12 protein-coding genes are annotated in these 12,367 nt (G+C 34.9%); 1 reads left to right on the forward strand and 11 read right to left on the reverse strand.

Annotated elements, in window-relative coordinates:
• Window positions 1-118: 118 nt before the first annotated feature.
• The 6 genes from NK213_RS00190 to NK213_RS00215 form a co-directional block, all read right to left on the reverse strand.
• Window positions 119-1,336 (reverse strand): ABC transporter permease, encoded by a 1,218-nt coding sequence (locus NK213_RS00190; RefSeq protein WP_253345898.1) that lies wholly within the window; start codon window positions 1,334-1,336, stop codon window positions 119-121.
• A complete protein-coding gene (locus NK213_RS00195; protein WP_253345899.1) occupies window positions 1,333-2,019 on the reverse strand; it encodes an ABC transporter ATP-binding protein in 687 nt (228 codons plus the stop codon). The genes NK213_RS00190 and NK213_RS00195 overlap by 4 nt, the downstream gene beginning before the upstream one ends.
• Before the next feature lie 25 nt (window positions 2,020-2,044).
• Complete coding sequence (locus NK213_RS00200) at window positions 2,045-3,184, reverse strand: efflux RND transporter periplasmic adaptor subunit (RefSeq protein ID WP_253345900.1); 1,140 nt, start codon at window positions 3,182-3,184, stop codon at window positions 2,045-2,047.
• Between the two features lie 13 nt (window positions 3,185-3,197).
• Entirely contained in the window at window positions 3,198-4,442 is a 1,245-nt protein-coding gene (locus tag NK213_RS00205) for a TolC family protein (RefSeq protein WP_253345901.1), read from the reverse strand.
• 23 nt (window positions 4,443-4,465) lie between these two features.
• Window positions 4,466-5,677: an L-serine ammonia-lyase gene (locus tag NK213_RS00210; protein WP_253345902.1), complete on the reverse strand. Its 1,212-nt coding sequence runs from the start codon at window positions 5,675-5,677 to the stop codon at window positions 4,466-4,468.
• 162 nt (window positions 5,678-5,839) lie between these two features.
• A complete protein-coding gene (locus tag NK213_RS00215) occupies window positions 5,840-6,547 on the reverse strand; it encodes a DUF4253 domain-containing protein (RefSeq protein ID WP_253345903.1) in 708 nt (235 codons plus the stop codon).
• Window positions 6,548-6,932: 385 nt separating this feature from the next.
• On the opposite strand from NK213_RS00215, the gene NK213_RS00220 reads away from it, so the two are divergent.
• The gene (locus NK213_RS00220) at window positions 6,933-8,705 is read left to right on the forward strand and encodes an AarF/ABC1/UbiB kinase family protein (RefSeq protein ID WP_253345904.1); all 1,773 of its coding nucleotides are present in this window, start codon (window positions 6,933-6,935) and stop codon (window positions 8,703-8,705) included.
• Between the two features lie 53 nt (window positions 8,706-8,758).
• Here the strand turns inward: NK213_RS00220 and NK213_RS00225 are convergent, their stop codons facing one another.
• From NK213_RS00225 to NK213_RS00245, 5 genes are read right to left on the reverse strand one after another with little or no spacing between them, the layout of a single operon-like run.
• On the reverse strand, window positions 8,759-9,511 hold the full coding sequence (locus tag NK213_RS00225) for a TatD family hydrolase (RefSeq protein WP_253345907.1): 753 nt from the start codon (window positions 9,509-9,511) through the stop codon (window positions 8,759-8,761).
• Between the two features lie 44 nt (window positions 9,512-9,555).
• Window positions 9,556-10,290 (reverse strand): ABC transporter ATP-binding protein, encoded by a 735-nt coding sequence (locus NK213_RS00230; RefSeq protein ID WP_253345909.1) that lies wholly within the window; start codon window positions 10,288-10,290, stop codon window positions 9,556-9,558.
• Window positions 10,291-10,315: 25 nt separating this feature from the next.
• Window positions 10,316-11,296, reverse strand: coding sequence for an ABC transporter substrate-binding protein (locus tag NK213_RS00235; protein ID WP_253345911.1), 981 nt, complete (start codon window positions 11,294-11,296; stop codon window positions 10,316-10,318).
• Between the two features lie 16 nt (window positions 11,297-11,312).
• Window positions 11,313-12,077 carry an ABC transporter permease gene (locus NK213_RS00240; protein ID WP_253345913.1) on the reverse strand — a complete coding sequence of 255 codons (765 nt, stop codon included), beginning with the start codon at window positions 12,075-12,077 and terminating at the stop codon, window positions 11,313-11,315.
• Window positions 12,049-12,336, reverse strand: coding sequence for a thiamine-binding protein (locus NK213_RS00245; RefSeq protein ID WP_253345915.1), 288 nt, complete (start codon window positions 12,334-12,336; stop codon window positions 12,049-12,051). Before NK213_RS00245 ends, NK213_RS00240 begins: the two co-directional genes overlap by 29 nt.
• Between the last annotated feature and the right edge of the window lie 31 nt (window positions 12,337-12,367).

Genomic DNA, 12,367 nt, shown 5'->3' on the forward strand with positions numbered 1-12,367 from the left:
ATATTTTCTGATACTCTGGCAGTCCGGAGTTTTATAAATTAAAATACTTATTCATGACATCCAGACTTTGTTTTTGTATAATTTTATTTAAACATAAAATTCTTTTGTAGTCAAGGAATTAATCCACTCTCAATGCATCTATAGGATTTAATTTCGACGCCTTTGATGCCGGGTATACTCCGAAAACCACTCCGATTAGTGTGGAAACAATAATCGAAATCAAAAGTATGCTTACTTTTATAATAAGAACCAGTCCAAGTGCATTAGATATTAATAATGCAGAAATACTTCCCAGAAGTATCCCGATTACTCCCCCTGAAACAGTAAGAATTATCGACTCTATCAAAAACTGAAGCAGTATATCTTTATTCTTTGCCCCTATTGCTTTTCTAAGTCCTATTTCCCTTATTCTTTCCGTAACACTTACAAGCATGATATTCATTACCCCTATTCCTCCTACGAAAAGAGAAACTGAGGCTACGAAACTCACGAATATAGAAAGCATACTAAGTATACTGTTAAACTGTTCCAGTCCTGTATTAGAGTTTACAGCCTGATAAAGTCCGTCTATCTGTGCTTCTTTATTTAAAACATTTGTTGTAACATCCATTATCTGGCTTAGCTCATTCGGGTCTGATACTTTTACTTTTATTCCCGAATAATATTTCTCGTCAAGTTTACTGATATATTGATAATTCTGATAAGGTATCTGTATAAAACTCGGGCTGTTTCCTCCGAAGATACCGGACAGACTGGCCACAGGGTTCTTGGAAACTCCCACTACCACATAATCTTTATTTCCCAGATCTCTTATCCTTACAGTTATTTTTTTCCCCAGAGGTGATTCATCTCCGAATATTCTTGCTACGGTCACATCATCCACTATGGCAAAATATCCTGTTTTTCTGTACTCCTCTGCGTTAAAGTATCTCCCTTTCAGAAGCTGTGTATTTTCTATATTAAAAGACGCCGGAATTACACCTGTTATTATGGCAAAATTTCTAAATCCCGATGCCATTTCTACTCTTTGTCTTGCTGTTCCTGTCGGTGCTACAGCTTCCACGCCGCTTATATTTTTTATCATATCCACTTGTTTCTGCTGCAGTCTGTTTCTGTTTTTTATATTATCTATTGAAGTGTCTATTGATACATCAAAGTTTCCTATTCCAAGTTTGTTTAAATCCCCGACTATTTTTTCCTGTGCTCCGGCCCCTATTGCCGACATTAATATTACCGCACTTATCCCGATTATTATTCCCAGCATGGTCAGGAATGATCTCATTTTATAGCTTAGGAGATTGGCAAAGGCCATTTTTAATGATTCTAAAAAATTCATCTTCTGTTTTTCACCTCTTCATCCAGTTCTATAATTCCGTCCCTGAGCCTGATTATTCTCTTACAGTGTTCTGCTACATCCTCTTCGTGTGTAACCATTACAATTGTTGTTCCTTTATCATTAAGATCCCTGAATATACCGAGAACTTCTTCTCCTGAACGTGTATCAAGGTTTCCTGTAGGCTCATCTGCGAGCAGTATTTTTGGAGAATTGATGATAGACCTTGCAATTGCCACCCTTTGTCTCTGACCGCCTGACAGCTCATTCGGCTTATGATGTACTCTGTCTCCGAGTCCCACTGCAGTCAATGCTTCCACGCCTCTTTCATATCTTTCTTTTTTCGGCATATTGGCATACATTGCCGGCAGTATTACATTTTCCAGTGATGATAATTTAGGCAGCAGATTAAATGACTGAAATATAAATCCCAGCTTTTGATTTCTTATTGTAGAAAGTTCGTCCTGTGTCATCGTGGAAATATCTATTCCGTCAAGGTAATATTTACCTCCTGTAAGCTGATCCAGACATCCCAGAATATTCATAAAAGTAGATTTTCCGCTTCCGCTTGGTCCCATCAGGGCAACATATTCCTCAGCTTCCACTTTTAGATTTATCCCTTTCAAAACTTCCAGAGAAAGCGGACCATTCTCATATACTTTTCTCAGATCTTCAACAACTATCATTTATACTATCCTTTCCTGTGCCGCATTACATAGGCCCTCTTGGGGCTCCTGGTGTTCTTTGGTTTCCTTTTTTATTTCCTTTTTTACCGTTACCGGCACCTGCCTTAGTGTCGGCAATTTTTATTTTTTCACCGTCTTTAAGATTCAGATCAGCTTCTTTTACTACTCTGTCTCCTACATTTATACCGCTTTTTATATGGTAAAAATTATTGTCTGTTTCCCCTACGGTTACTTCTTTTCTCATTACTTTATTATCCTTATCCACTATATATACAAAATATTTATTATTTTCGTTTAATACAGATGTATATGGAAGCTTTATTACATTCTGTTCATCAAGATACAAAACCTTTGCATCTACCACATTTCCCGGCTTCAAAAGTCCCGGATTATCCAGTCTTATTTCTATTTCTACACGGCTTTCGTTATATGAAGTATCTTTAGTTGCTGTACTTGCTATATCTACTACTCTTCCGGTAATTGTCTCTCCTTCTGTAAGAGCATCTGCTGTTATAAGTGCCTTTTGCCCTACTTTTACATTCTTGGCATCATAATCCGTAAGGTCTACTTTTATGGAAAGGTCTCTTATATTAGTGATTTTAAACAAAGGGCTGTCTGTATTAACCCTGTAGTTATCATCAGCTATCATTTCAGTGATTACGCCATCTACTGGACTGATTATTCTATCGTCATATTTTTGGTAATCTTCTTCCAAGTTAGCTATTTCCAGTCTTAATGTTCTTATATCATAGTCTATATCCTGAAGATCCACTCTTGGAGCACCGCCTACTTTCAGTAATTCTCCTGTATTCACACGGTCTCTCTGTTTTTGTTCCAGAGAAATCTTTTTTTCCTGAATTGATCTAAGTGCTGAATTTTTATCCGTAGGATCAAATGTAAGTATTATATCGCCTTTTTTTACTGTATCGCCCAGTTCAAAGTATCTTTTGGCAACCATTAATTTTTTTGATGTATATACTGATATTTCATTATTTGACTTTACCTGTCCTGTTTCTTCCACAAAAAGCTGTAAATTTCCTTTTTCTGCTGTTACTACTTCATATGCAACTTCATTTTTATCCTTTTTTGAAGACGATTTGAAGAATAAAAATCCCAAAAGTAACACTACTATTAATAAAACTGCTATTATTATTTTCTTTTTCAAACTATCCTCACTCCTAATTCATATATTTTATTTTATAAGTAAAACTTGCAAGTTCATTCTTTGCTTTTTCATATTCCCTTGCAGCCAGATCAAGTGCATTCAGACGATCCAGATAATCACTGTAAGTAGACATCCCCAGTTCGTATTTTTTATTATAAACCTCATAATCTTTCTGTTTTACTTCAAAATCCTTCTGGCTTATAAGTTCATTGGTCTGAAGAGTCGTATACTGAATCATATTTTCTTTGATTCTGTTCTCTACATTTGCCTTTGTATCCAGATAATCCACCTGATTTTTCTTCAGATCGTTCTTTATCTGCTCATAGTCTCCCTTATAATTAAAGAGTGTCTTTTTTACTCCTAATCCCAGTATGAATTCTTCATTTTCAAATGAATAAGACATTTCTGCGTTTAATTCAGGCATACTGGTTTCATATTTTTCTCTTCTCAGTTTTTCTACATTTACCTTTTCATTCAGCTTTACACTTTTTAAGTCAGTCACTCCTATATTATAAAACTCGTCTTTTTCTAAGTCTCTTTTTTTTATGTCATCAAATTTTCCGTCAAGAATAACATTGTATACCTTAAAATTTTCCGTAAAAACCAAAAGCTCTCTCCTCATATTATCCAGATTAAGTATGGCTTTTTCGTATTCTGCCCTTGAGGAAATATGGTCAAATTCAGAAGCTGTTCCCAGTTCAAATTTTCTTTTTATTATGTTATAGTCTCTTTTCTTTACTTCAAGAGTTTTTTCCTCTACTTCTATTTCTTTTTCTTTATTCTTGTAATTTTTATACAAATCAATAAGATTAACCACCTGTGTATCCAGTGTCTGCTGATTTGTAACCTTCTGAGCTTCCAGTGATAAATCGTTAATGATACGCTGTGAGTCGTACTGGCTGTAATAAAGTTCTTTCAAATCTTTAGAGACTCCTATTCTGTTTTCTATAACCTTACTGTCAAGAGTATCATAATCAAATCTGTAATTAAAAATCCCGTATTCAGCCTGTGTTGATAACCCGTAATGACTTTTCCCCACTGTATCATAATACTTATTATCTACATTTAAAGTGACTCCGTTCCATTCGCCTTTATCTATAAGTGCTCTGTTTATCTCATAAGAATCAATATTCAGTTTGTTCTTTTCTGTAGTATATGATTGATTTTCCAGCTGTGTTATAGCATTATCTAAGTCTATTGAATACAGGTTCACACTAATTAAAATTAAAAACAAAAGTTTTATTTTTGTATTTTTCACTTTTCTACTACTCCTTAGTTTTTTTATTTCTTCAATAACTTATCCAACTTCACCTTAGCCAGTCCTGCAAGTGAAGTCTCTTTATATTCCGAACGCAGATCTTTTCCTGTTTCCATCATAGTTTCTGTTATCTCGTCAAAAGAAACAAGATGCTCACCGTCAGACATAAGACTGTAGTATGCACAGTCTATCGCTTTAGCGGAATATATCGCATTTCTTTCTATACACGGAACCTGAACATATCCTTCTATAGGATCGCATGTCATTCCTAGACAATGTTCCAGTCCTATTTCCGCCGCATATTCTATCTGATCCAGAGTACCGTTAAGTATATATGCCACCATTCCGGCTCCCATAGAACAGGCTACACCGATTTCACCCTGACATCCTACTTCTGCTCCGGAAATAGAAGCATTCTTTTTTATCACATTTCCAAGAATCCCTGCCACTGCCAGTGCTTTTACCAGCTCTTCTTCAGTAAGATCCTTTGTTACTTTATAAGCCTTTAAAAGTGCGGGTATGATTCCGCAGGCTCCGCATGTAGGAGCAGTTACTACTTTTCCGGCTGCGGCATTTTCCTCAGAAACAGCAAGTGCATATGAATAAACCCTTCCTTCAAGTCTGTCCTGAAATCCGGATTTTCTGAATTTTTCATAATAACTCTTGGCTTTTCTCTCAAGCTTTAATTTCCCCGGTAAAAAACCTTCGGCTTTAAGGCCTTTTTCTACAGCTTCGTCCATTACTTTCAGTATATCTTTCAGATAATCCCATATTTCAGTACCTTCATTATGTTCTACATATTCTGTAAGGTCTTTTCCGTTATCTCTGCACCATTTCATAATTTCCTTAAAATTCTTTTCTTTATAAACTTCTTCCTGATCTGCGGCAGCTTCACCTTCTTCCACTATCTTTCCGCCGCCTACAGAATAAAACAAAGATTCTCCGGTTATTTTTCCGCTGTTATCATAAGCTGTGAACTTCATTGCATTAGTATGTTTTTCTTTTATTATTTCCGGTTTAAATATTATGTTACAGTTTTCACCAAGTGTTTTCAGTATGATATAATCTGTTAAATGTCCTTTTCCTGTGGCTGCAAGACTGCCATACAGCTCCACTTCGTAAGAAACAGCTGCCGGATTTTTTTCCCGGAATTTTTCTGCTGCTCTCTGAGGCCCCATTGTATGACTGCTTGACGGCCCGTAACCTGCTTTATATAATTCTCTTAATGATTCCATATGTATAAATTTATGTCTCCTTTCTATGATCAATTATCTTTTTTTAATAACTTGTCTGTTCTATTTTACCATTTTTCGTATTTATTTTGTATCTAAAAATAAATTTTTATACATAAAAAAGAAAATGGAAAAATTCAGTATTTTTGTGATATCTGCCGGTTATTATTCCCACCAGAAACTCCATACTGTGGAATCTTTCAGCAATGAAGCCAGTTTTCTTAAAGAACCCGCATCGTTGCTCACTATTTCATTACAAAACAGATATTGTTCATAAGCCAGTTTTTCTGCCTCCTGAAAGTTCTGCGGCGGTATTTCCACCATGAATTCTACACTGTTTGCTGTTATTACTGTAGGAACAGCCTTATATTTTCTGTACCAGTATTCTGATACTGCTATCTGGCTGTCAGGAGTGGGACATTCGTTATAACCGCCCATAGGTATATACCCGGGTATTTCCCATGGTTTTCTCGTAGGTATTTTGAATATCAGAATTTCGTCAAAGGGATGTGAAGTATCAGAATCTATGTATTCATTCAGATAGTCATTTGCCGTTTCCAGCGAAAACTCGCCGAGCGGTACCTGATAATCCTGCATATAATCATAATAACTTCTTTTAGCCTTAAAAAACTTTTCCGCATCTATATCCCTTGAATATTCAATAAGCTCTTTTACACTGCTCAGTTCCAGATTCACTGTCAGTGCATCATACAAAACATCAGAAGGTACTACTATCACAGGGTAAAAATTACTTTTCTTTCCTTCTTTGTACAATTCTGCATATCTGTTTTCTATTATCTCTCTTATTGAACCTTCAAAGATTTCATATTTATAATTTAGTATATTTACTATATCTTCTGTACTTTTTTTCATTTAAGCAACCTTCCTTTATATAGCAGTTTTATTTATTTTGCGGAATAAACCGTATTTTTATGAAACCGGTTTATTATTCCGCACCAATAAGTAAAACTGCTATAATAAAAAAACTATATAAACAAATTATACTTTATTTATAGTAAAATAACAACTTATAAATTTTTTCGCAGAATGGTTCCGAACCCTGTATATAATTATTTCCCGGAAATTTCATCTGATGCTTTTAGTATAACTATCCAATGTGTCAAACGTGTGAATTTTTTATTTTTTATTTAAAATTTTTATTGTTTTCAATGTATCTTCTATTATATATTTTAAACAACCGCATTATGTGATATAATTAAACAAATATTATATATTAATATATTCAGAAGGAGGATTTATGAGTGAAAATACTAACAGCAAAGAATTAAACAAAAATGACCTGCCGGATTCGGATAATGATACTATAAATACAGAAAACAGCAGTGTTTCACCTGAAGATGACAAAAATACAGAGGGAGACTTTTCTGACGAGAACATTTCTGACAGTAATATAACTGATTTTATGGAGGTTTCCGAAAAAAATAACAGAGAGCGTCTGAAGCAGATTATAGCAACACTCGGGAAGCATAAAGCCATAGAAAGTCTTATTACTTCGAAGCATCCTGAGAGAATAAAAGACGCCTTTGAAGAACTCGGCCCTACATTTATCAAAATGGGACAGATGCTTTCTACACGTTCTGACCTTATCCCCGAAGCTCTTGCAGAAGAATTCAAAAAACTTCAGGATAATGTAAAAACTGATGACTTTTGCGTGGTTAAATCAATTATAGAAAACAGTTTCGGCGTTCCGGTAGATGATATTTTCAAAACTTTTGACGAAACTCCTGTTGCTTCAGCATCAATGGCTCAGGTACATGCTGCCACACTAAAAGATGGTACTAAAGTAGCTGTTAAGATACAGCACGCAGGGATTAAAAGTATGATGCTAAACGATATAGCACTTTTTGAAAAAGCACTTCCATTTTTCAAAATAGCACCTACAAGTAAAATCATGGATCCTGTAGCCCTTGTAAAGGAGCTGAAAAAATCTTGTGAAAATGAGCTGGACTTCACTGTGGAAGCAAAGAATATACATTTATTCTATAAAAATAACAGTAATCTTGACTATATGGAATGTTTGAGAGAATATCCCGAATACGCAAGGGAAGATATTCTTGTTATGGATTTTGTCAACGGAATAAAAATTACCGAAATTGATGAATTAAAAGCAAAAAATTATGATATTAAAAAAATAGCTCAAAATCTTGTTAACAATTACATGAAACAGGCTTTTGAAGACGGATTTTTCCATGCTGATCCTCATCCCGGCAATATTGTTGTCCGTGACGGAAAAATAACATTTCTTGATTTTGGAATGATGGGTGTTATGAGTGACAGTACGCTAAAAAGACTTAATGATCTGCTCTATTCTATATACATAGAAAATACTGAGGAAATGACTAATGCTGTATTAAAGCTTTGTATAAAGAAAGGACCTGTTGACAGGGAAAAGCTTAATTCCGAAATAAATGATTTTTATTATACATATATTGATGGTGTTTCTCTAAAAGACATGAAATTTCATATTGTAATTGCTAAACTCACAGTCATATGTGCTGAAAATAATCTCAGTATACCTGAGGAAGTAACAATGTTTATGAGGGGACTTTTGAATATCGTAGGAGTAGTAGAGGCTTTAGACCCTGAAATTACTCTTATTTCAGCTCTAGGTCCTTATATGGAAAAATATATTGCTGAAAAATTTGATCCTGTAAAAGAAGCAAAAGATTATATAAAAAGTCTCTATGCCCTTGGAAAACTTACTCCCAAGATACCTGTGAAACTGGCTGATGTTCTTGATAAATTAAAAGAAGGAACTCTTGAAGTAAAAGTGGAGCATAATCATAATAAGCTGGAAAAGATGTTTGATCAGCTGGATTATATTACTAATAAAATTGTAATAGGAATGCTTTTATTTGCACTTATTGTAGGTTCTTCAATACTTGCCGATTCGGGAAAACAGAGTGAAACCCAGAGTATAATGTCTATCATTGGTATTATTGGTTATATTGTGGCGGCGGTTTTTACAGTAATTCTTATTATTTCTCTATTTAGAAATAAGTACAAATAATAAATAAAAGATAAAGAAAACGGGATGTATCATTTTCGATACGATCCCGTTTTTTATATAATTGAAAAAAGATTTGCTGCATTTTGATTGGAAATCTTCATAATTTCCTCTTTGCTCACACCATAAACAGTTTCCAGAAATTCTGCTGTTTTCTCCACCATCGAAGGAACTCCGGTTTCCCCGCCGTATTCCCACGGACCGTCGCTTTCCAGCGTAATTATCTCCAACGGAATATTTTTTACAAAATCCCTGTATTCTTTATTATAAATAACATCAGGAGATATTGACACATTCCAGCCGTTTTGCTCTATCTTTTCAAGAACATGCAGTTCTCCCTCAAACCAGTGAAACAAAGCTTTTTTTACATTATACTCTTCCAGCTTTCTGACTGCATACTCTCCGCCGTCCTCTATACAATGAAGATTAACAGGAAGATCAAGTTCTGCTGCCAGTTTCAGAAATTTCACAAAAATAACTTTTGCTTTTTCCATTATCTCCTCTTTTTCCTTTTCATTGCTTAATTCTAAAAGATTAAAATACGGAAGCCCGATTTCGCCTATTGCCGATATCTCCGTAAAATTTTCCCTGATCTGTTTCTCTACCTTATCATAATTATCATATTTCTCTGGATATTCAGGATGAATCCCGAGACAGACCCTGAGATTCGGATATAATTTTTTATATTCCAAAAGTATTTCTCCGCTTTTATAACCTACAGCCACTCCTACCACAATATTTTCCTTTATCTCTTTTTCACGTAATTCGGCAGGCAGCTGTTCAAAATGGCAATGTACGTCTATATTCAAAATAAATCCCTGCTTTCCGGTTTTATTTATTTTTCTCCGCAAAACTAAACCAATAACTCCATTATCCTTTTTTTATACTCCAAAAATTCCCTTTCTAGCAGAACCTCTGTATTTCTCGGTTTAGGCAGCTTTATTTCCAGCTCGCCTTTTATTACAGCAGGATTTTTACCAAGAACTATTATACGGTCAGACAGATACACAGCTTCATCTATATCATGTGTTATAAATAAAACAGTATGTTTATGCTTTTCGCAGACTTCAAGTAAAAATTCCTGCATCTCGCTTCGTGTTATTGCATCTAAAGCACCAAACGGCTCATCCAAAAGCATAATATCAGTATCTACCAAAAAAGTCCGAAGAAGTGCCGCTCTCTTTTTCATCCCCCCGCTTAATTCATATGGATACTTATTTTCTTCTCCCAAAAGTTTGAACTCGGGAAGGAGTTTTCTTACTTTTTCATCTGCTGTTTTTTTATTAATCTTTTCTATTTCCATAGGCAGAACGGCATTTTTATATAGTGTCCTCCAGTCCATAAGCAGATCATTCTGAGGCATATAAGCCAGTTTTCCCTGATACTTTTCCAGATCAATGCCGTTTATTAATACAGTTCCCGTATAATTCTTTTCAAGCCCGGTTATTATTTTAAAAATCGTGCTTTTGCCGCAGCCGCTGGGACCTATTAATGTAATAAACTCCCCCGCATTTACATCAAACGAAATCTCAGAAAGGACTTTTTTCCCGTCATATACCTGTCCGATATTATTCAACGAAATTTTCATTTTACTCCTTTAAAACTGATTATTTTTATTCTTTTACAAATTCATTGGTAAATGCTTTTGATATATCAGTTTTTTTATCAATTAATTTATTGTCATAAAGCCAGTTCATATAATTTTCCCATACTTCCGGTTTTTGTTCTCCCCAGTAAGCCGCATCAGCTTTATATTCTTTAGCAAGAAACTTCTGACTTTCCGTTACCAGCTCCCTGTTTAGTTCAGGAGCATTTTTCATTAGTATTTCTGCTGCTTCTGAAGGATTTTCCCATGAATACTGGTATCCTTTTTTAGTGGCTTTCATGAATTTTGCCGCAATATCCGGACTTTGTGAAATCATCTTTTCATTGGTAATAATTACTGGTGTGTAATAATCAAGATTTTTATTATAATCACTTAATTTTATATAATTCACAGGAATATTTCTTACTTTAGCCTCTATTCCAGTCCATCCTTCGAATCCCCAGGCAAAATCAATGCTGTTTTCACTTGTAGCAAAAAAGTCAGTATCTCCTGATGTTATTATCTTCACTTTTTCCACATCTCCGCCGTCTTTATCCATTAAAGCCTTTAATGTAGCCTTTTCTATAGGTGACCCCCATCCGCCGTATCTCTTATTTTCAAAATCCTTCGGTGATTTTATCCCTTTATCTTCTTTCGCATAAAAACCGCTTGTATTATGCTGTATTACTGCTGCTATTGAAACAACAGGTATATCCTGAAGCCTTGCCAGTGTAACATTTTCCTGATATGATACTCCAAACTGGGCTTTTCCTGAAGCCACCAGCTGGTCGGAAGTCCCGTTACCGGGCTGTATTATTGTTACATCCAGTCCCTCTTCATCATAATATCCCAGATCTTTAGCCGCATAAAGTCCTGTATGATTAGTATTCGGCGTCCAGTCCAGAACCACTGTAATTTTTGTTTTTTCTTCTCCCTTTGCTTTTTTTGCACTATCTCCGCATGATACTGCAAGTATTATTAAAAATATCATCAATAAAATCTTTTTCATTTTTTACCGCCTATATCTAAATTTTATTATTTTTCCATGGAATAAGCTTTTTTTCTGCATATTCCGTAGCCTTAAATACTGCAAGGCTCAGCACTATTATCACAATTATTGAAGCAAACAATGCATCTGTCCTAAAAGAACTGATAGATCTTGTCATATAAATCCCCAGTCCTTTTTCCGCGCCGAGCCATTCACCTATAACCGCTCCCATTATACTGTATACTGCACTTATTTTTAGTCCTGAAAGAAGACTCTGCAGACTCGCCGGGAGTTTCAGCTTAAAAAATATTTGTATTTCGTTTGCTTTCATAGTTTTCATAAGACTTATCAATTCATTATCTATGTTATCCAATCCGTCAAGAAAAGATAAAATACATGGAAAAATACACACTGTAAGGACTATTAATATCTTAGGCATTATTCCAAAGCCGAACCATATTAAAATAACAGGAGCCACTGCAATAAGCGGTACCATCTGCGATATAAGAATGAGAGGATAAAGTATATTTCTTAGAAGCCTGAAATACCCCAGAAATCCTCCCAGAACTATCCCTAGTATCACTGCTGCTGCAAACCCTGCCAGTGCTTCTCCGAATGTAATCAATGCATGCTCGCCTAAAATAGATTTATCATTCCAAAGAACACTGATAACATCTGCCGGCGAAGGAAATACATATTTTGGAATATTGAATTTTACTGTTATTACTTGTATTACCACAATCAGTATAAGAAAAAACAATACTGCCTGAAATTTACTTCCTGTATTTTCCGATTTTTTCATCTATAGTAACTCCTTCAGGTTTATAATCAATTTTCACTACCGAACACACCCTGCTTGCCCCGTATTTCACACATATTTCCTGTGCTTCTTTTACTATCACAAGTATATCATCAAGCTCTCCCTCTATTGTCGTCTCCATAGGCCCTACTTCATATTTTAGACCTGATTCCGCTATCCTGTCTATAACTCTGTCTACTACATAATAGATTTCTTCCTCTTTTACCGTAGGAATTACCTGTAAACTTAAATTAACTAACATTTTTACCTCCTGAAAAATTTATAAAAAAAAG

This window comes from Sebaldella sp. S0638 (assembly GCF_024158605.1).
GTDB lineage: Bacteria > Fusobacteriota > Fusobacteriia > Fusobacteriales > Leptotrichiaceae > Sebaldella.